This window comes from Mycoplasmoides pirum ATCC 25960 (assembly GCF_000685905.1).
GTDB classification, from domain to species: Bacteria; Bacillota_I; Bacilli_A; order Mycoplasmatales; family Mycoplasmoidaceae; genus Mycoplasmoides; species Mycoplasmoides pirum.
Genome location: NZ_JMKZ01000001.1, coordinates 524,359 through 547,026, shown reverse-complemented (window position 1 = coordinate 547,026; position 22,668 = coordinate 524,359). Strand labels below are relative to the sequence as shown.

Here is a 22,668-nt window from a genome sequence, read left to right as displayed (position 1 = left end):
AATGCTTTTGATTACTTTTTATGCTGGCGGCATGAAAATTGAGGGACATGCTTTGTTTAAGCCGAAAGGTGAAGATATTGTTTGTGCTGCAATAAGTGGAATTGTTTTAGGTGGAATAAATTGATTTGATCCAAAAAATATTAAAATTGTGTCTAACCCTGACAAAGAATTGTTTTTTTGTGAATTACAAAATAGTGATTTCGAAAATTTAGTTGCTATGCAAGTTATTCAAACCCAAATTTCATCTATAGCAAAAATTTATCCACAATATATAACAATTTCAAGTCAATCACAAAAAATTGATTTATAGTTAAGAATAGGATTTAATTATGGATATCATTAATAATAAAAAAATATGATTTAATGTTGATTTACAGTTTTTTGCTTCAAAAAAAGGTGTAGGTTCTACCAAGAATGGCAGAGATTCTAATCCGAAATTTTTAGGTGCAAAATTAGCTGATGGACAATTAGCTAAATCAGGACAAATTATTTATCGCCAAAGAGGGAATGTAATTTGACCTGGAAAAAATGTTGGTCAAGGAAAAGATGATACTTTGTTTGCTTTATCACCAGGTATAGTAAAATATACAAAATTTGGTAAAAATAAAACTAAAGTTAGTGTTATTGAAGTAAAAATCGGATAGTTATTTTTTGTGGTATATGCATATTATGGTATTGGTCAAGGAAAAACATCAACTTTAAATGGTTTATGTTTAAGGGCAATAGCTTCAAAAAAACCAATATTATATATTCGTTTTTTTAAAAATATAAAAAGTAGTGAAGATGATATTTTAAATAAATTAAATGTTAAAGTTCATTTATTTCAAACTACTAAATCATTTATTTGAACAAAAAATTTAAAAGAACGCGAAAAAATTATTAATGATGCAAAAAATGCAATTAATTTTTTAAATAAAAATTATTCTAAATACAAATATATTTTTTTAGATGAATTTATTGATTTAATTTCAAATAAAATTGTAACTATAAACTTTTTTTGTAATTTTTTGAAAAAAATAAGTAAAAACAAGTATGTTTTTATAAGCGGACATACAATGCATAAAAAAATTGCTGCTATTTGTGATGTATTAACAAAAACTGAAGCAGAAAAACATCACTATAGCAAAGGTGTTCAAGCTAAAAAATTTATAGATTTTTAATTTATGAAAAATAATTCCATTACAATAGGCTCACATGTGAGTATGAAAAGTCCCGATTTCTTACTTGGGAGTGTAAATGAAGCATTAAGTTACAACGCTAATGCATTTATGATATATACAGGTCCGCCACAATCTTCTTTAAGAGTTGACATTGATAAATTAAAAATTCAAGAAGCTCACAAATTAATGAGTGAAAATAATATTAAGTTAACTAATGTAATAATCCATGCTCCATATATTATTAATCTCGCATCAGTAGATCCATCTAAACAAAATTTCGGTGTAGATTTTTTAACTAAAGAATTAATTCGTTCAAGAGCAATAGGTGCAAAATATATTGTTTTACATCCTGGAAGTTCAATTAAAACTACTCCTGCTATAGCAATCAATAATTTATCAAAAAATCTCAATAAGGTTTTAAATAAAACTAAAGATATTATTATTTGTCTTGAAACAATGGCTGGTAAAGGTAATGAAATCGGACGTGATTTTTTTGAATTAAAAAATATTATTAAAAATATAGAGCAAAAAGAACGAATTGGAATTTGTTTTGATACTTGTCATGTTAATGATGCGGGATATGATTTATCTAATTTGGATATTGTTTTGAATGAATATAAAAAACATCTTAAATTTGATTTATTAAAAGTTGTTCATTTAAATGATTCAATTAATGGATTAAATTCACATAAAGATCGCCACGCAAACATAAATAAAGGAACTATAGGATTAAAAACATTAATAGGATTAATTAAAAATATTCATTTTAATAAATTACCTTTTATTTTAGAAACTCCATATATTAATGATTTACCACCATACAAAAATGAAATTGATTTAATTTTAAAAAATTTATAATTTAAAATTAATAATATGGGAAAAATGCAGTCACTTGATTTTTATTTAAAAAAAGTTAAAGAAGCTAATTTAAGATTAACAACTCAAAGAATTGAAGTTATTAAATGTCTTTTAAAACATAATAATTGGCATACAATTGATGATATTATTGATCATTTAACAATTGCGAATAATAAAAAACCAAATATAGCAAGTGTTTACAATGTTTTGCATTCGTTGGTTAGTTGTAAAATTATTAATGCTTTTTTGGATGTTAATAGTTTTAAACCTTTTTTTAATCTTCGACATGATGAACACGAACACGTTTATTGTTTTACTAATAAAAAACAATCCTTTTTTACAATTCCTTTTGAAAAAAAATTAGTTAATCAAATTAAAAAATATTTCATTAATAATGGATTTGAAACAAGTGATTTTTATATTGTAGCTAATGGTCTGGTAAAAAGTAATGAAAAAAAATGTAAATAATTCAAAAGTAAACAAAATCAAAAATGTTAACTTTACTACTCCTATTTCTTTGTTAAATCATTTCAAAAAAAACGAAAATGTTGATTCAATAATGAATTATGATTACTATTTATCAATACTAAATAATGTTATTGATCAATTTAAATCAAATCGTTATGAAAAAGCTATAGACTTATTAAATGAAGAATTAGATGCCCCTTACATTCCAACAAATGTAGAAAAATATTTTTTAACAATGATTAAATTAATTAGAAATCAAGCTTATGAAAAACGTAATGACAAAATTCAAGAATTTGGCGCATCTGAATTAATTAATTTGGCTTTAAATAATTTTCCTAAAAATCTTCATATTTTTGATTACTTCACAACAAAACCAGAAGGTTTTTTTGAACGAGAAGATTTTGATTATTTTAGATTTATTTTCACAAGCAAAGATTTTAGTAATGATTTAAAATTTAATGTTTTATTTTTAATTAATGAAATTACTGACTTTTCTAATATTAAGCTAGATTTTTTAAATCACAATACTAATATTTCAAGTAAAATTATTTTAGGAAAAGAAATTATAAATAAAACACTTAAATCATATTATGATAAGGTATATGAAGAAATTTCGAAATTACTATTTAAAGATCCTTCCTTAGAAGAAATGGCAAATACTGTTGTTGATCAAATTTTAAGTTTTTATTTCCCTAATTTACCACCAAGTAATATTAATTCTAAGTTGTTAGGCAAAAGTATTGCAAATTATGTGTTAAATTCTTTTAACAACATTAATGAAGATAAAAAAACAAAAAACAATGAAATTAATGATTTAATATTACATGCTATAAATGCAAAATAAAATATTAAAATATTTTACAACTATTTAAACATAACAATTTATTATATTTTTTAATTATTTTAATCAGGAAAATTAATATGTACAAAATAATCGATTCAAAAAAAGAAAATAACTTATTAAGTTTACACATTAAAATTGATAGCAAATTATGAATTGAAGAAATTGATAAAGCTACAAATTCAGCGATTAAAAATATTTCAATACCTGGTTTTAGAAAAGGAAAAATTCCTAAAGATAAAGCAAAAGAATATATAAATCATGCAGTTATATTTGATAAAGCAGCAAATAAAGTTTTAAATTTAATTTTTGAAAAAATTTTAGAAGAAGATGTTGTTGTTAATGATTCTAATGTCATTGATGCAAATCCTGAAGTTGAAATAAAAGACATTAATAATGAAAATATTGAATTTAAATTTAATTTTGATTTAATGCCTGATATTGAAATTGCTGATTATAAAAAAATTGATAATGTAAAAAAACCTCAAGAAATTACTGAAGCAGACATAAAACATCAAATTAGTTTATTAATGAAAAAAGATGCTGAAATTGTATCCAAATCTATTGAAGTAGTTAGTGACCATGATATCGCAATAATTGATTTTAAAGGCAAAGTAGATGGTAAAGAACTAGAATCTGCAACAGCTAAAAATTATGAACTTGAAATAGGATCTAAATCTTTTATTCCTGGATTTGAAGATAGTTTAATTGGAATGAAAAAAAATGAAACCAAAACATTAAATTTAAAATTTCCTAATGAGTATCATGCAGAAGATTTAAAAGGAAAACCAGTAGAATTTGAAGTTACAATAAAAGATATTAAATCAATTAATTATCCCGAATTAACTGATGATTATGTTCAAAAAATGAGTCAAGAGAATTTAGAAATAAAAGCTAAAACTGTTGACGAGTTAAAAACTAATATCAAGAAACAATTAGAAAAAAATTCAGTTATTGCAAATAAAAATCAAAATAGCTCTAAAATTCGTGAATATTTGATTGAAAAATCTAAGTTTTCATATATTCCTCAAAAATTGGTTAATGATCAAATTAGAAGAATTAAAAATCAATATTTATCACAATTAAAACAATACAAAATGGAACTTAAAGATATATTAGCGATGCAAAATATGACCGAAGAAAAATTTGATGAACAAATTAAAAAAGAAGCAGAAACTAATGTTAAATATTCACTACTTGTAGAAAAGATTGCTATTAAAGAAAACATTCAATGTAATGAATCGGATTATGAAAAGAAATTTAATGAATTAATAGACGAATATAAAATTAGTGATGAAACAATTAAACAAAATACTTTAAAACAATTAAATGATCAAAAAGATTTAATTGAAACCATAATAATAGGTGATAAATTAATTGATTACTTAATTCAGTTAAATGAAAAATAATTAGCACTCATATACATAAAGTGCTAATATATGTTAGAATTATATGTAGTTTGTTGTAATTTTATTCTTTGTTAAGTTTATAAAACTTATGCTTGAACATATTTAATAATATAAGGAGAATGTACTAATGAAAAAAGCGCCCATTTTGGTTTCAAGAGGAATTGTTATTTTTCCGCATACAAAAAAATCTATAGATGTTGGAAGAAAAAAATCTTTAGAAGCTATTAAACTTGCTAATAAAAATAAACAAAAACACATTATTGTTGTTACTCAAAATGATATTGATATTGATGATCCAACAGCAAAAGATATAAATATGGTAGGAACTTTATGTGAAGTTCTTAAAACAAATGATACATTCTCTGAAGATGGTAAAAAAATCTTATCTTCTTTAGTTGAATTGCGTGGATTAGAACGTGTTAAATTAATTACAAAATATGATTACAGCAAAAACAAAGATGTTATAGTAGAATATCAAATTTTAAATTCTAGTAATATTAACGATCGAGAAATTCCTAAAAGAATTGAAAAGATTTTTTCACAATTTGATGACTCGATGATGAAAAATATCACTCGTGAAGAATCATCTACTATAAGTAATAAAAATGGATATGAATTAAATCAAATTTCTGGAGATGCAAATAAGTTATCTGATTTAATATCTAATGTTTTACCTATAAATTTAAAAAAAAGACAACAATTATTAGAAGAATTAAATGTTTTAAAAAGATTTGATTTAATTATTAGCTTTATGGGGGAAGAAATTTCTTCAACAAGTAAAAATTCTGAAAAAAACGATGATTTAAATCAAATTGATCGAAAAATAAGTAAAAAAATAAATGAAAATTTATCAAAACAACAAAGAGAATTTTATTTACGAGAACGTTTAAAAGCTATTAAAGAAGAATTAGGTGATATTTCATCAAAAGAAGATGATGTGTCAGAATTAAGAGATCGTGTTAATGCTAATCCTTATCCTAAATACATTAAAGAAAAAGTTATTAGTGAATTAAATAGATATGAATCATCTATGAATTCTCAAGAGAATTCAATAATTAGAACTTATGTAGAATGATTATTAGATTTACCTTGATGACAAGAAAGCAAAGATAATGTTGATATTAAAAAAGTTGCAAAAATTTTAGACAAAAATCACTACGGTCTTCAATCTGTTAAAGAAAGAATTATTGAGTATTTAGCTGTTCAAACTAGAACTAAAAAGATTAAAGGACCTATTATGTGCTTAGTTGGCCCTCCTGGTGTAGGAAAATCTAGCTTAGCTAAATCAATCGCTGAAGCTTTAAACAAAAATTTTGTAAAAATGTCATTAGGTGGTGTTCATGATGAATCTGAAATTCGTGGTCATCGCAAAACTTATATAGGTTCAATGCCTGGAAGAATTATTAAAGGCATGAAAAAAGCTGGTGTTGTTAATCCGTTATTTTTATTAGATGAAATCGATAAAACAGGAGTTGATAGAATGCACGGGGACCCAGCTAGTGCTTTATTAGAAGTTTTAGATCCAGAATTAAATAACAAATTTAATGATAATTACATTGAAGAAGATTATGATTTATCAAAAGTAATGTTTGTGGCAACTGCTAATTATGCCGATGCGATTCCAGAAGCTTTATATGATCGTTTAGAAATTATTGAATTAACATCATATACAGAACAAGAAAAATTAGCAATAGCAAAAAATTATTTAATTCCCAAAACTTTAGAATCAGCTGAATTGACATCTAAAGAGATTTCTTTTAATGACGAAGCGTTAAGTTATATTATCAAACATTTCACTCGTGAAGCAGGTGTTCGTGGTTTAGAACGAAAAATTCAAGAAATTATTCGTAAGTTTTTAGTTGCTAGTCAAAAGAAAAATATTAAATCACAAGTAATTGATGTTAAAGCTGTTAAAACTTACCTGAAAAAAGAAATATTTGATTACACAATCCGTGATGAAGATACAATTCCTGGAATTGTTAATGGTATGGCTTATACATCAACTGGTGGTGATTTGTTACCAATTGAAGTTACATATTCTTCTGGCAAAGGTGATATTGTAATTACTGGTAATTTAAAAGAAACAATGCGCGAATCTGCATCTGTGGCTTTAGGATATGTTAAATCAAATGCAAAAGATTTTGGTATTGATCCTGAAATATTCAAAACAATAGATATTCATATTCATGTTCCATCAGGCGGAATTCCTAAAGATGGTCCAAGTGCTGGAATTGCACTAACAACTGCAATTATTTCAGCATTAACTGGCAAAAAAGTTGACCCTACAATTGCAATGACAGGTGAAATTACTTTACGTGGTAAAGTATTAATCATTGGTGGTGTAAAAGAAAAAACTATTTCAGCATACCGTGGTGGTGTTAGAACTATTTTTATGCCTGAAAAAGATGAAAGATACTTAAGTGAAGTTCCAAAAGAAATTATCAAAAATTTAAATATTGTTTTCGTTAAACAATACAAAGATGTTTATAAACGTATTTTTAAATAATTTAGATTTCAGATTAGTTATTTATATAAGTAAAAAAACAGATAGATTCTGTTTTTTTTTTTTTTTTAGATTTATAAATTTAAATTTTTCTAACGTTTTTATTAATTTTGTTTTATTGATGTATTCTTTAAAAAATAATTGTATTACTAACAAATATTTTTAGTAAAAAATATTTTAGTTAAATTTTTATTTTTTTATATATAATACTTAAAATGCTTTAAAGCACATAAATATATGTATTAGTAGAATTGGTTTTTTTAAGTATAATAGTTTAGTGTTTTAAAATTAATATTTTAAAAATAGAGAAAAAACAAGAGCGAGAGATATTAAAATATGATTAATTTTTTAAATAAAAAGAAAATTTCTTTAAAAAAGTTTTCCTTTATATTTGCAGGAATTGCTATTTTAACCAGTGCGATTGTTTTTCCTGTTTTAAATTCAAATAATAAAAATTCTAATAGTGTTGTAGTTAACAATCAATTGTTAAACAATAGTTCGTCAACACGTAAGTTAGATAACCCTTCTTTATATCTACCTAAAGCAACTTTGCAAAATGATTATAATTATCAATTTAAAATTATAGGTACTTCCCCTATTCCTTCAGTTTCAAATCCAAGTAGTTTTAATATTTCATTTGATAGAAATAGAATAGTTCAAACTGAAAATACATCAGCTAATTTGGGCTTATACAAAAAAATTGGCGAAGTATCATATTTTAATATGCATCTTAATTTACCTAATGCAGCAAATTTAGCACCAGGTAATTTATATCAATTTTTAGATTTAAAAAATAATGATAAATATGTTTGAGAAGAAGGATATCATTATAGTTTTAGTATCATGGATTCATTAGTTAATCTAGTATTAGCTGATAAGGTTTTTGACATAAACAAATATAAAGACATATATATAAATTTTAAACAAATGGGTAGTTCATTTTTTAAAAATAAAGATTTTCATAATTTATCAAATGGTACTATAACTTATCCTGCCGAAGGTCAAGTATTATTAGAATCAGTTTCAACATCTTCAAATATTTCAAGTACTACAATTAATCAAAGAGATGAAGATCTTGGTAACAATAAATGAAAACTTCATTTTAGTGCATCTCAAGGAATAAATTTTCAAATTTCACTTTCTTCATTAAATTGTGAAGTTTTAGTTGAAGATCAGTTTACAATGAAATTATATGATTATTTACAATGAGTTCATGACTTGGTTAACAAAGGTTTACCTATAAGTTATGGCAAGGCAAATTCGATGAATGATGCGATTATTATGAATTCAAAATATCCATCAACATACATGTTTGCTGAAGATTTTCAAAATAGTGATGAACTTTTAAGTTATAGTAATGCTATAAATAATTATTTAGGTTCTCAAACTCCTAATCCTTGAATAATTTCTAATGTTTATAATGTCAATGATTCAAGAATGGATCCAAAACTTCAACAATTAGTTTCAAGTGTTGCTCAAAAATACAAAATTGACAATCCTTATGACAATGCTTCAGGTATTTTTTATAAAGTTGTTGAAGTAAGTAATGCAATTTGTTTAGGTAGAGAATATAGAAAACAACCAAATCCTGTTCCATGATTGTATTATGTTGCTGATTCAAATATGATTACAAATAGTAGTAACAATCGTGATGGTAGTTATTATTTAATGAAATTTGAGACAACTGGAAAAGTTTATAATTATTCAGATGTAAAATATGATGTTAGCTCTAAAAAGTTTTATATAGATCTTTCAAAGTTTACTAATTTAAAAAATAAACTTTCTGATTGACCATTAAAAATCGATTTATCATATGATCAAAATTCTTGATTAAAAGAGTTAGATTTTAACTCAAGTGAAATTGTTAATCTTAAATTGGATATAAACAATACTTCAAACATACCATTGAAATTTTCTGAAAGTGGTTCAAATTCTGTAGATTCATCTATATCTAACGAATTGTTAAAAATATTAAGTAGTTTATCTCCTAAAGTATTATTATCTGCGAATTCAATTACTTTTGGAGAATCAACACAAAATTCAATTAGTTTTAATGTTCCAAAAGTTGCGCCTTTATCAAGTTTAGCTCAAGCATTAGAATTTAGTAATGATGTTAAAGCGGGAAGTATTAGTTTAAATTTAGGGTCAAGTATAATTAATCCTAGTTCTCCTTCTATAAATGCTGTGTTAACAAATTCAAAAACTGGTCAAACTCTAATTCAATCTTTGCCATTTACAATAAAATTTAATAATTCTAGTGTTCAAGAAGATATTGAGTATATTTCAACATCAAATGTTACTAATGTAATCACTAAGTTTAAAGCTGATATTGAATTTCAATTATATGAAGTAAGTTCATTTTTTAAAGAATTTTTATTTGTTAATCCAAAAAATCTTAGTTTAAATCCTTATTCAGAACTTCAAAACCAATTTGTGAATTTATTACAAGGTTATTTATTTTCAAACTTTACCAATTTATTTTCTCAATATTTTTCACAATTAGGTTATTTTGAAAAAGCAGGAATTGACAAGTTACAATTAGTAAATCCTTTAAATTCATTGTTTGATAGAGTTCCTACTTCGTATGAAAAACCAACATTCACATTAGAAACATCTTCAAAAATTTATTCTTATAGTGGTTCTAGTAATAATGGAGTTACTGATTCTGCTATTAGCCAAAAAACTAATGATAATTCAACAATAATTATAATCGGATCTGTTTTTGGTGGAATTGCTTTAATTATTTTGTTAGCATTTGTAATTTCTATGTATGTAAAACGTAAAAATGCTAAAAATGTTTATGTTGTTGGTAATCGTCCTCCATTAATCCCTTCCCCTATTCGTCAAACATATTTAGTGGATAATAAATATAATCGTTATGAAAGACCATTACATGGACAAAGAATTGCAGGATACCTTCCACCACCAATGAGCCAAAATTCTAGAGATCCATATTACGATATTTATTAATAAAAAATGTTAGAATTAAAGGGCGAGAATTAAATTCTTGCTCTTTTTTTATTTTTTACTAATTTATTCATAATATTGTAATAAAAAATAATTTTTGAAAATTTAAATATTGTTTTAAGAAAGTAATTTAAAATTGATGAACAAAGTTTTTAATAAAATTAAATTTAAAAAAAATTTAAATGTTTATTTTGCATATTATTGTTTTTTATCAAAAGTAGTAATTAAAAATTTTGCAAATTGAATGATTTTTATTGCTTATATTTTAATATTATCTTTGATATTGTTGATTATTCCAGCAATTTTAAATTCTTCACCTGCTGATTACTGAAATAATCCAATAGTACAAGTTAGTTCTTTTGTTATGCCTCTAGTAGCAGTATTTGGATCATCAGTTTCCTTGAATTTATTTAGAGATGGAATTGACACTGGAATGGAATTGATTATTATTTCAAAACCCATCAGTAGAATTAATTTTGTAATCGCAAAATTTAGTTTATTATTAACGATATTATTAATTTATTCATTAGCAGCTTCGCTATTAGGTGTTTTGACATATTTAATACCTAAAATGGATCCTAATCTTGTTGGAGATTTAGTAGGAGGGTTGTTTACTGGTTCATTTGTTATAGGTTTATTTTTCGGTTCATTATCGGTATTAATTTCATTAAAACATAGTAAAAATGCAACAAATATGATTATTATTTTAATTGCAATTTTATTTAATTTTTTAACACCATTATCAGCGCTATTTTTTGATACTCCTTCAAAAGTTTTATCAAATCAAGGTATTAATTTAATTCAACAAAATGTTAAAACTAGAAAAATTGAAAATAAAAATATAGTTTTTCAAGTTACATCAACATTTGGTCAAACTAAATTTGAAGATGTCAAACAAAAATATCATGAAGCAAACAAAGAAACATTTTATAGTAATTCATTTTATTTGAATTTTGGTAACATGATTGGATCATTGTACAATTTAGGTGGATTAGCGCCATATCATAATGGTAATATATCAATTTCTCCCAACAACACAACTTGAAATTTTATTGACAAAATTAATATTGATGAATATCCATATATCTACACAGGAATACCAAATTTAAATTTAGAATCTAATAATCTTATAAACAATAGCTTATCTCAACAAATAATGTTTTTACCAGAACCAACTAGTTCTTTTAGTTTATTTTTTTCTACTTCCCCAAAATATACATATTTAAGTAATCCAAATAATAATGAAACAACTTCTGTTGTGCCGAATGATAAATTTTATGTTAAAGATTCAACAAAAGTCACAAATGCTTTAGTTAACATAAATAATTCAACTTTAAATTTATTTAATAATAATTCAAATGTTGTAAATTCAATAACTAATACTATAAATCAAATAACAAATACAGATGATGTTTTAAATAATTTATCCAAAATTTCACAAGAATTTAACTCATTGCTAACAAAAGATAATATGTTAGTGTTTAAAGAAAATTTTGAAGCTAACTATAACAAAAATTTAAATGCAAACAATGAAGAAATAGCAGAAAATGTTTTTTCTAATCAAGTTAACTTATTTTATGGTTTGGATGAATTAAGTAATATTTCAAATTCAACATTAGATCAACAATTTATTAAAGATGTTGTTGCTAATAATAAATTTAATCAAATAAATAATACTTTTTTGACCCAAAATGATAATTGAAATTTATTGGATTCCTATTTTGAAAAAACATTTGGTTGATATCCAAAATTAAAAAGTGTTGTAACTCAAACTAATCAAAATGATGAAATAAAATAACGTAATGAATTAATTGGAACATCTTTGCAAATTATATTTACAAATCAATATTCTGTTATTTATTTAACTAATTTACTAACTAATGATACAAAAAATAACAATTATAAAACTTCATTAGGTTTAATACCACTTAGTCAAAGTCAAATAAAATATAGTTATGTTGTTAATACTGTGCCAATCGTTGACCCAACAATTATTGTTATTTTAATGATTGTTATTTCATTTTCATTATTTGTGGGAATTGGTTTTATTTATTATCACGAGGATATAAGATAACATCATGCAACCAATATTATCTGTAAAAAATTTAACCAAAAAATTTGGCAAAAAAAAGAAGCCGGCAATTTTAGATGTAACATTCAATGTTTATCCTGGTGAATTTCATGCTTTTATAGGTGGGAATGGCGCTGGTAAAACAACAACTATTAAATGTATAATTGGTGCTTATACCAAAAGAGAAGGAACTATTTTAATTGATGGAATTTCTAACATCAAACCTGAATCTAAATCAAAAATTGGATATATTCCTGAATACACAAAATTTCCAAAACACTTTACTACTTTTGAATACCTTTTGTCTTTGGGAAGAATTATGGGTTTGTCCAAATTAGAAGCAGAAAGTAAAATTAATAAATTGTTAGATAAAATGCATATGACAGGTTTAAAAAATGAAAATCCAGAAAAATTTTCATCAGGCCAAAAGAAAAAAGTAATTTTAATTCAAGCATTATTAACTGATCCGAAACTTCTTATTATGGATGAACCTACCGCTAATTTAGATCCTAGAGCTAGAACAGAATTTTTTGATTTGTTAAAAGAATTGCAAAAAGAAGGAAGTAGTTTTTTTGTATCAACTCACATTCTAAGTGAAGTTAATAATTATGCTGATAGTTTGACTATTTTAGATGGTGGTAAAATTGTTTTATCTGGCAAAATTGAAGACATACAAAAAAAATATATTAATTCTAATAACAAATATTTAATTAAAGTAGCTAATAAAGATTTATTAAAAGCAGAAAACATTTTCTTAAATAATAAAATTAATTATATTTGAAATAATTTGAATAAAGAATACATAATTGAAAATTTAAATGCCGAAAATGCATCTTTAATATTAAAACTTTTTATTAATCAAGACATTGATGTAATTAATTTTGCTCAATATCGCCATTCTTTAGATGAAATATATGAAGAATATGTAAAGATTGGTTCATTGCACACAAAATAAATTAATTATTATTTTTTTGATATTCTCAATTTAAATAATCTTTATCATCATTTATTATTCTTATTTGTTTGCATGAAATAGGTTTATTTGTTAAGTCATCAAATTCCATAACTACAGCATTTAATTGTCAACCAAAATTTGAAACTTCAAGTTTAAATTTATTTTTAGGATTTAAAAATTTGTTAATTGGCATTTCGGCTTTAGCACCTATTACACTCCCGAAACCCGGGCCGCACATCCCAACATCTGTTATATAAATGGTTCCTTTTGGAGAGATTCTTAAATCATTTGTTGGTACATGTGTATGTGTTCCTAAAATTGCACTAACTTTTCCATCAAAATAAACACCAAAAGCATTTTTTTCACTAGTTGTTTCTGCATGTAAATCAACAATATGAATTTGGTGATTATTTTCTTCATTTTTGATAATGTTATCTAAACAATAAAATGAATTAGTTACAATATCATTCATTCCAGCAACACTTACACCTAAAATATTAGTTATTCTTATTTTTTTATTTTTTATAATTATAGTTTTGGTCCCTACACCATCATTATAGTAGTCAAATTTATTATTTAAATTTGCAGGTCTAACTATATTTTTTTGTTTTAAAACTTCACGAATATCATTTTTAGCTCAAGTGTGATTTCCCATAGTAAAAAAATCAATTCCCAATTTCACTAAGTAATTATAATGATCTAAACTTAAACCTTTTCCATGTGTGCAATTTTCAGCATTTGCAATAGTAAAATCAATTTTATGTTCTTCTTTAATTTGAAATATATTTTTTTTTATTGCATCTCGACCTGGTTTGCCGAATATATCTCCAAAAAATAAAATTTTCATTAAATTACCCCATTTTCATTTATGATGAAATCTAATTTTTTATCATATTTATTTATAAAAAAACTATTGTTTTTTTGAAATTGATATGCTAAACCTATTTTTATAAGCTTATTATTTTTACTATTTTTATTTAAAAAACGATCATAATAACCTAATCCATAACCTAATCTGTAATAATCATCATTGTATGAAAGTAAAGGAACTAAAATTAAATCAATAACACTAGATTTTATTTTTAAATTTTCTTTATTTGGTTGTTTAATATTCTTAAAATATTCATAATCAAAATTTAAAGATTTAATTTGTCTAAAAATCATTCTTTTTTTGCCAACAACTTGAGGTAAACTTACTTCTATATTTTGATTAAATAATTCTGTTATTATTTCAATTGTGTCTGCTTCATTTCCAGTAGATCAATATGCTGAAACATGTTTAATATTTTTACACTTTAAGAAATTAAAAAAATTTTTGTATATAGAATTGTTTAAAGCCTTGTATTCTTCTTGATTTAATTCATTTCTTAATTTATATTTTTCTTTTCTAATTAAATTATTTTTTTCTAATTCTAAATTGGTTAACTTATAATTTTTCATTTTATTCGGACTTTCTAATAATAGATGTGTGATTTTTTACTAATTCTTTCGTACCAATTTTTGAACCAAAAGCAACAACTATAGTTTTTTCTTTAATATTTACAACAATACCTTTTCCAAATTTATTGTGTTGTATTTCTTCATAAAGCATATATTCTGGAATATAATCATAATATTTATTTTGATAATTATTTTTTTCTTTTGAATTAAATCAATCATTATCTTCAAGGTTAGAAATTTTTTTCAAATTAAATGAATTTACAACATCAATGTTATCTAAATTAATTTCATTAATGAATCTAGAAGGAATTTGTGTATTATTATTAAAATCTAATCCGTTTCAAGAAGATAAAAATAATTGATCTTTTGCTCTAGTTAAAGCAACATACATGATTCTTCTTTCTTCTTGAATTTTGTGCTCAGTAACTGATTCATTATTACTCAATCTAATTGATGGAAAAATATTTTCAACCAATCCTAAAATAAAAACACATTTAAATTCTAATCCCTTTGCAGAGTGCACTGTCATTAATTGTACAGAATTAGTTTTGTTTTCTTCATCATTTGTTGTATACAATTGAATACTTTCTAAATAATCATTTAAGTTAGCTTCAGGATTATTTAATTCATAATTTTTTATTGAGTTTAACAATTCTTTTATATTTTCTAATCTATCATTATCATTTGGATCAGTGTATAATTTTTCGTAATTTGTTTCACTAAGAATTAAATTCAAAATTTCAGATATCTTAATTTTTTTATTTCTTATTTTTTCTCTAATAGAATCAATAATATCGCAAAAATTTATTATTCCCTTAATTGCGGGTTTAAATATTCCATCTATGTTATTGATTTCTTTTAAGCTATCATATAATGTGATGTTATGTTTTTCAGAATATTCTCTAAGTTTTAAAATTGAATTGTCAGAAATTTTTCTAGATGGCACATTTAGTATTCTAGCAATTGATAAAGAATCATTACTGTTAATCACTTTTAAATAAGCAATTAAATCTTTTATTTCCATTCTTTGATAAAAACGTGTTCCACCATAAATAAAATACGGAATTTTATTTTCAATTAAAAATTGTTCGATGTTTCTAGTTAAAAAATTAGAACGATACAAAATAGATATTTCATTATATTTTAAACTTTGATTATCATTAATTAATTGCTTAATTTTTTTTACAATTCAAGTAGATTCTAAATCTCTACTTGCGGCTTCAAAATATTGAGGTTTGGTACCTTTTTTATTTAGTGAATATAATTTTTTTGTAAATTTGCCTTTATTATTTAATATTACATCATTTGCAACATTTAATATTTCTTGAGTTGAGCGATAATTTTGTTCAAGATAATATGTTACTGATTCAGGAAAATCATCTTTAAAAATTTCCATATTTTCAGGTTTTGCACCTCTTCAACCATATATTGATTGATCCGGATCACCAACAGCAAATATATTATTTTTTTTGGCCAATTTAGATATTATATAGTATTGTATATCATCTGTATCTTGAAATTCATCAATTAAAATATAATCAAATTTATTTGATCATTTATGAAGAATTTGTGGATCGTTTTTGAAAATTTTATACGTAAAATTTAATAAATCAGAAAAATCTAAGTAATTTTGTTCTTTCAAATATTCGTTATATTTTTTAAAAACAAATTTTAATAATTCACATTGATCGTATGAAAAGTTATAAAATGTTTTGTAATTATCTAAAAATTCATTCATATTAATATTTTTAGATTTACTAGATTCGATATATTTTATTGCTTTATCTATTTTTAAAGTTTCTCTACTTAATCCATTTGATTGATAAATATAATTAAATATGGATTTTTTATCTTCATCATCTATTATTGAAAAATTATTAGAATATTCTAAAACACTTATTTCATTTTTTAAAATTTTGTAGCACAAAGAATGAAATGTTGTAATTCATGGTAATTCTATTTGATTATTTAATTCTTTTTGAATTCTAATTTGCATTTCATTTTTTGCCTTATTGCTAAATGTTATAGCTAAAATTTTATTTGGATTGACGCTATATTTATTTATTAAATAAATTATTCTATATACTAATACTTTAGTTTTACCCGTGCCAGCACCAGAAATTATTAAACTGCTTTTGTCTTTGGGTGAAAAAATAATCTTTTTTTGTTGATCGTTTAAATTTCAATTTTCAAAATTCATAATTTTTTATTTTTTAAAATAAATATTTCCAGGTAAATTCAAATTATTGTCTTTAATTTTTCATTCTGATGGTGCACTATTTTTAACTGGAGACTCAGGTGTTCCTTTATTTAAACTTATCATTGCTGTTCAACTCATTAAATCTTGTATAGAGCGTTTTCCATTATTTACGCAATTATAAATAAAAAAAATTATAGAAATTATTCCTACAATAGACAATAAAACTCTAAAAATTATAACTATGTAATTTGAATTTTCATTTGTGGAAAATAAAGAACTAAAAAAAACTTGTTGTTTATCAATCGGTTGGCACGCTGTTATTATTGAGAATATTAACATAATTAATATGTAAAAAATTCAAATAAATAAATCATGAACAATTAGGTGTCAAAAATACTTTTTTCTATTTATTAACTCAATTAATTTTATTTTGAATATTCACCTAAATAATGTTGAGCCTTTAGTAAAAAAAACAATAAGAATATAATAAATGAAAAAAACAAAAAAAGAAAGACAAAAAATTATTAATATCTTTTCACCATAACTTATTTCATTGCTTATATTTATTAAAAAATAAATTCCAACACAAATACTAATAGTTAAAATACTATCAATCGTTCTAGTTAATGAACGGATTCAAATTTTTGCTAATGGATACAAAATCCTTTGATTATCAATTTCCGTTCTAATTTTCATATTATTTTGTATTAAATTCTTTTTGAATTCAAACTAGCTTTGGTTTGAACATAGTAAAATATTCTTTTCATTTTTTTTCTTTTATCAATTTAAAATATTCATTTGTAAAAAAATTATTATAAAGTTTTAAATTTAATTTATATGCAGCAATTATAGCTAATTCTTTTTCTTTATCATTCATATCAGAATTTATTACATAATTAATAAAATCATATAAACAAATTTTAGTAGTTCAAAATTCTAAAGCTTTTTTGATTTTTAAATTTGATGTATTTAATTTTTTTTCTACTGAATAAAATTCTTGTGTTTGGAATAAATAATCATACAAATTATGCGATGGTTTTAAATCAATAGTAAATTTAGCTATGCTTTCATTAACATAAACAATTTTTTTAAATTTGGACAAAGTAGTTAATATAAATAAAGCTAAATATGAATGAAACTCTATAAATTTAATTTTATTTTTTATTAGAAAATCTTTATGAAATACTTTATTAGATAAATTTCATTCCATTTCATAAACTAATTCTGGTTTTAGTTGAGTAAAAACTTCAATTTCTTTTTCTTCAAGTGATGATTGAATTGAAAAGTATCTTTCGTAATTATTTCTAAATATTAAAATATCAGTATCTTTATTAGAATCAATATTTTTAACAACTTTATTTATAAAATCATTTTGTAATTTGGTTTCAGATCCACAAAAAAATAAATAATCTGTTTTACATAAATCTATAGCTAAGTTATAGCAATAAGAATGTCCTAAATTTTGTGATAAATGTACATACTTAATATTTTTTAAATTTAATATCTTAGAATTGTTAACAATTTCAATAACATCTTCTGAAGCGTTATCATTTATTAATATCAATTCTAAATCATCTAAATTATCAAGTTGAAGTATAGAATTTAATGAAGTTTTTAAATTTTTAACATTTTTGTAAATATGATAAATTATGGATATTTTAGGCACTGTTTTCACCAAGCATATGTAAAAATCATTAATTTTATTTAATAATTTAATTATTGTATTAAATTATAAATTTAAATATGTTTATTATAGTAAAATAATTTGGTTAATTTACTTAAGTTTAAGGGCACAATAAATATGAAACATGTTGCTTTTTTAAATGAACTTAAAATTAGAAATACTTATTCTTTTTACATTAGTAATTTAAATCAAATTTTTTTTGATTTAAATTCTTATAAATATAAGAATAATCTTTTTTATAAACGATTAATTTCTGATTTAAAAAAAGACCAAAAAAAAATTAACATAGATGAACTTTTAAATATTGAAAAAATAAGTCATCATGAAACATTCCAAAATTTATTAAATAAAATAGTAGTAAAAATTAATTCTTTATTGGGCGATAAAGATAATCCTGCATTTGTATTTGAACAAAGAAACGAATGAGGTGTACCTATTTATGTAACAGAAGAAAAAGATTATTCTGATTTAAAAATATTAGGTGATAAATCATCACAAAAACGCTATATGTTTCAAATAAACATTAATCCTAACTCTTATTTGTTTTCATATGTTGATCAAATTCAAATTTTTTTCTGTATTGATGACAAAAATAAAATTGTATCAGGGGCTTTTTCATTAAATCAAGGAATAAATTCTGAATTAACAAATAGTAAAGAAACATTATCAGAAAAAATATTTTTAAATAATCTTTATCGTTATTTTTTAGAAAATGAATTTAAAAAAATTTCTATAGGTGGTTTGTTAGAATTATTTGAAGATTTAAAATTTATTAAAAACAATTCGAAATTATCATATGAATCAAAATTAAAAAACAATTGGAAAGATTACATTAGTAAAAAATTTCTTAATGATTTAACATACAACATAGATAGTAAATTTTACAAAGATGATTTATTTAATTCTATTTTTATTTTTCAAGCCATAATACTTGTTATTTATGATGAAATAAAGAGTTATTTTACAAATCCAAAACCAGAAATATTATTAAAAAAATTTAATGCTTATAATGAAATTAACAACATTAAAGAAAATAGTAATTCTGATAGAGATTTAATGAACATGATAGTTTTTTTAAAAAATAAGCATTCATATTTTCCTGAAATAAATATTGATGAAGTGGAAACTGCAAATGAGTTATTTGAAGCTATTTTAGATTATTCTAAATTTGAAGATCACTCATTGTGACATTCTATACCTTCATATGAAATAATTCGAAATTCTGATATTCCTTTTATTAATGAAAATTCAGATATTTTTTTAAATAATGATGAATTAAAATTATTTTTTTTATTAACTATGTATTCCAACCTTTTTGGTATGGAGATAACTAATACAAATTTTTCTTCATTTAATGAGGTTATAAAACTAGCATCATCAATTAATTTTAATGATTCTGAAATAGATGAAAATTTAAAAATTCAAGTTAAAGATATTATTTGTGAAAAAAATTATGATTATATTACATTTATAAATTCATCATTATCATCATTAATAATTAAAAACAATAATCCAATAAACGATAAAACTAGTTATGATATTGATTTTTTACAAGATCCTAATTTTAATTTATCTAATAATTATTTATGAGCAACAACATATATTCAATCTAGAATATGAAAATCAGTAACAATTGATAAACTTTTAGATAAAGTAAAAAATAAAGAACCTTGAAAACTAAGAAATTTAATTTATGAAATGAATAACTTACAAATTGATTCTTATGATAATTTTTATGGTCTACCAATTAAATCAATTGTTCAAACAATGGAACAAAAATTAAATTTAAAAGATTCAATTTCATTGTTAATAAAAAAATTAAATCGAGATGATCAACGATTCGGAAAAAATAAAGAACGAAATTATTTATCAGTAGGTGTTCTTGTTGCAACAATATTTGGTGTTTTAGATTTTTTCACAACTGTTTTTTCGATATTAACGGTTTCGAATTCCACAATATCTGAAAGTTTGAAAGATCCAATTAATATTTCAATAATAACCATAGGTTCTATTTTTGCATTTGTTTTATTGGGAATAATAATATTGGCAATTTTTAGCATTTTTAAAAATAACACAAGAAGAAAAAAATAATTTTTTTTTTTTTTTTTGGAATAGGTAAAAAATATGAACAACAACAAAAAAATAGTATCATTTGAAATAGAAAATCTTTTTCCTTTTTATATAGATAATGTTAATATAAAATTTTTTGATAGTTTAAATCAAATATCTAACAAAAAACTTATAAATAAAATATTACCAAAAATTACAAAAACATTAGATGATGATGAATTAAAAAAATTTATAGAACTTGATAATTTAACCAAATTAGAAAAAGTTAATTTAATGCTAAATTTAGCATTAAAAAAAATAATTTCAAAAACTGGTAGTTATGAATGCGATATATTTAAAATTCAAGGTTATGATAAATTTAATGAACCTATGTATATTAAAAATGTAGAGCGCGATAAAGATATAGAAATTGTTTCTGATAATTTATCTGAAAGAAGATTCAATTTTATTATCGAAACTAATTCAAATTCATATTTAAGTTCATATATTAAAAAAATTAGACTTTCATTTTATTTAGATGATGAAAATAAAATTTTATCTGGTGGTTTTTCTTTGCAATCAATAGATGAAAAAATTATTGAAAATAATTCAATTTCAGAAACATTAATAGTTGATAATATTTATTTGTCAAATTTAATAAGACATTATATTTCAAAACAACTATATCCTATTTCATTAAATAACATTTTAGAAATTGTAGAAGAATATACTTTTTCTAATAATAAAAATCAACTAAATAAACTAAATAAAAATAATAAAAATCAACAATCAAATTGGAATTTCAAAAATATCACAACTGATGATTTAAAAAACAATTGAACAAAATTAATAAATAAAAAATACTTTGATTTTAAAGAAAATTTATCTTTAGAACAGAAAAAATCAATAAGTGATAATTTGTTTTTTTCTATACTTATAACAACAATGATTACTTTATCATTGTATGAAGAATTGAAAATATATTTTACAAGTGAAAAACCAGAATTAATATTAAGTATTTTGGATCGCCCTTCTTTAATAAAAGAAGATCCTAATCAAAAACCAGAAACTGATTTTTTTGAATTAGCTAAATTTTTAAAACAAAATTATTTTAAATCCAATAAAACAAATGTTAAATCTAAGTATAAAAAAATTAAAAAATTTCAAGATGTTATAGATACAATCTATGAACATCAAACCAATAATGAATATGAATCTTTTGGATCAACTATACCTATAAATACAATTCAAATTAATGATTCAGATCCATTTGTTTCACCAAAAAAAACAATATTAGAATCTTCTAATATGAAGTTATATTATTTATTGATTACTTCACCAGAATTATTTGGAATAAATCCAAATACATCTTTTTTTATAGAATATAAACAATTATTAAGAGTTATAGAAAAAATTAAAAATAGTGAAAGCATATCCGATACATTAAAAAATCAAATAACAAATTCACATTGTGAAATAAACAATAATTATATTACTTATTTAACATCATCTCCTTCAATATTAATCATTAAAAATGAACCAGTTCCTTTATTTTCAAATTATTTTTGAGCAGAGATTTATGTTCAATCAAGAATTTGAATGCGTAATGATATTGAATATGATTTTAATAAAATAGAAATTAAGAAAAATTCAAATTTTTATAAAGAAAAAATAAGAATTTTAGAAAACTTATCTTTTGATTGATATGATGAATTTTATGGTTTGTCTGAAATTAAAAATATTGTTAAAAAAATTGATGAAACTAATAATTTAAAAAGTTCTATAAATATTTTGATAGCCAAATTAAAGCAGCAAGATTCAATTAATAAAAAAGATATAGAGCGAAGAACTATGGTTATTGCTTTTATGGTTGCAATAATAATAGGTTTGATTAATTTTTTTGGAATGGTATTTACTGTTTTAACCGTAAATGATATTAATTCTGGTTTAACCCCAACTAATATTGCTGCAATATCATTTACTACTTTTTTGGCTATAAGTTTAATTACAATGGTTAGTATATTTTTTGTTAAATCATACAAAGAACGAAAAAAGAAATAAAT

General features: G+C 22.5%; 19 protein-coding genes. 14 read left to right on the top strand and 5 right to left on the bottom strand.

Annotated features, from left to right (window positions below; translation table 4 throughout):
- Position 1 precedes the first annotated feature (1 nt).
- From T397_RS0102405 to T397_RS0102345, 12 genes are all read left to right on the top strand, one after another.
- The gene (locus tag T397_RS0102405; protein ID WP_027124073.1) at positions 2-310 is read left to right on the top strand and encodes a ribosomal-processing cysteine protease Prp; all 309 of its coding nucleotides are present in this window, start codon (positions 2-4) and stop codon (positions 308-310) included.
- A 19-nt stretch (positions 311-329) separates the two neighbouring features.
- On the top strand, positions 330-644 hold the full coding sequence (gene rpmA, locus T397_RS0102400; protein WP_052663085.1) for a 50S ribosomal protein L27: 315 nt from the start codon (positions 330-332) through the stop codon (positions 642-644).
- A 9-nt stretch (positions 645-653) separates the two neighbouring features.
- Entirely contained in the window at positions 654-1,160 is a 507-nt protein-coding gene (locus T397_RS0102395; protein WP_027124071.1) for a cob(I)yrinic acid a,c-diamide adenosyltransferase, read from the top strand.
- 3 nt (positions 1,161-1,163) lie between these two features.
- A complete protein-coding gene (locus T397_RS0102390; RefSeq protein ID WP_036448676.1) occupies positions 1,164-2,018 on the top strand; it encodes a deoxyribonuclease IV in 855 nt (284 codons plus the stop codon).
- A 24-nt stretch (positions 2,019-2,042) separates the two neighbouring features.
- A complete protein-coding gene (locus tag T397_RS0102385; protein WP_027124069.1) occupies positions 2,043-2,486 on the top strand; it encodes a transcriptional repressor in 444 nt (147 codons plus the stop codon).
- Complete coding sequence (locus tag T397_RS0102380; protein ID WP_027124068.1) at positions 2,467-3,330, top strand: DUF3196 family protein; 864 nt, start codon at positions 2,467-2,469, stop codon at positions 3,328-3,330. Before T397_RS0102385 ends, T397_RS0102380 begins: the two co-directional genes overlap by 20 nt.
- A 77-nt stretch (positions 3,331-3,407) precedes the next feature.
- Positions 3,408-4,736, top strand: a complete 1,329-nt coding sequence (gene tig / locus T397_RS0102375) for a trigger factor (protein ID WP_027124067.1) — start codon at positions 3,408-3,410, stop codon at positions 4,734-4,736.
- Positions 4,737-4,863: 127 nt separating this feature from the next.
- Positions 4,864-7,242 carry an endopeptidase La gene (gene lon, locus T397_RS0102370; protein ID WP_027124066.1) on the top strand — a complete coding sequence of 793 codons (2,379 nt, stop codon included), beginning with the start codon at positions 4,864-4,866 and terminating at the stop codon, positions 7,240-7,242.
- Positions 7,243-7,575: 333 nt separating this feature from the next.
- Positions 7,576-10,209: a hypothetical protein gene (locus tag T397_RS0102360; RefSeq protein ID WP_027124064.1), complete on the top strand. Its 2,634-nt coding sequence runs from the start codon at positions 7,576-7,578 to the stop codon at positions 10,207-10,209.
- A gap of 136 nt (positions 10,210-10,345) precedes the next feature.
- Positions 10,346-12,004 carry an ABC transporter permease gene (locus T397_RS0102355; RefSeq protein ID WP_027124063.1) on the top strand — a complete coding sequence of 553 codons (1,659 nt, stop codon included), beginning with the start codon at positions 10,346-10,348 and terminating at the stop codon, positions 12,002-12,004.
- Between the two features lie 24 nt (positions 12,005-12,028).
- Complete coding sequence (locus T397_RS0102350; protein ID WP_027124062.1) at positions 12,029-12,280, top strand: hypothetical protein; 252 nt, start codon at positions 12,029-12,031, stop codon at positions 12,278-12,280.
- 4 nt (positions 12,281-12,284) lie between these two features.
- Positions 12,285-13,232, top strand: a complete 948-nt coding sequence (locus tag T397_RS0102345; protein WP_027124061.1) for an ABC transporter ATP-binding protein — start codon at positions 12,285-12,287, stop codon at positions 13,230-13,232.
- Position 13,233: 1 nt separating this feature from the next.
- Here T397_RS0102345 and T397_RS0102340 read toward each other — a convergent pair whose 3' ends face one another.
- The 5 genes from T397_RS0102340 to T397_RS0102320 form a co-directional block, all read right to left on the bottom strand.
- The gene (locus tag T397_RS0102340) at positions 13,234-14,079 is read right to left on the bottom strand and encodes a TIGR00282 family metallophosphoesterase (RefSeq protein ID WP_027124060.1); all 846 of its coding nucleotides are present in this window, start codon (positions 14,077-14,079) and stop codon (positions 13,234-13,236) included.
- Complete coding sequence (locus T397_RS0102335) at positions 14,079-14,672, bottom strand: 5-formyltetrahydrofolate cyclo-ligase (protein WP_027124059.1); 594 nt, start codon at positions 14,670-14,672, stop codon at positions 14,079-14,081. The genes T397_RS0102340 and T397_RS0102335 overlap by 1 nt, the downstream gene beginning before the upstream one ends.
- A gap of 1 nt (position 14,673) precedes the next feature.
- On the bottom strand, positions 14,674-16,872 hold the full coding sequence (locus T397_RS03975) for an ATP-dependent helicase (protein ID WP_052663084.1): 2,199 nt from the start codon (positions 16,870-16,872) through the stop codon (positions 14,674-14,676).
- Positions 16,873-16,878: 6 nt separating this feature from the next.
- A complete protein-coding gene (locus T397_RS04400) occupies positions 16,879-17,211 on the bottom strand; it encodes a hypothetical protein (RefSeq protein ID WP_202898791.1) in 333 nt (110 codons plus the stop codon).
- Between the two features lie 358 nt (positions 17,212-17,569).
- The gene (locus T397_RS0102320) at positions 17,570-18,538 is read right to left on the bottom strand and encodes a glycosyltransferase family 2 protein (RefSeq protein WP_027124057.1); all 969 of its coding nucleotides are present in this window, start codon (positions 18,536-18,538) and stop codon (positions 17,570-17,572) included.
- Positions 18,539-18,673: 135 nt separating this feature from the next.
- Between T397_RS0102320 and T397_RS0102315 the strand changes: the two genes are divergently transcribed.
- Both T397_RS0102315 and T397_RS03970 read left to right on the top strand, forming a co-directional pair.
- A complete protein-coding gene (locus T397_RS0102315; RefSeq protein WP_027124056.1) occupies positions 18,674-20,647 on the top strand; it encodes an MPN337 family protein in 1,974 nt (657 codons plus the stop codon).
- Positions 20,648-20,680: 33 nt separating this feature from the next.
- Entirely contained in the window at positions 20,681-22,666 is a 1,986-nt protein-coding gene (locus T397_RS03970; RefSeq protein ID WP_052663083.1) for an MPN338 family protein, read from the top strand.
- Positions 22,667-22,668 lie beyond the last annotated feature (2 nt).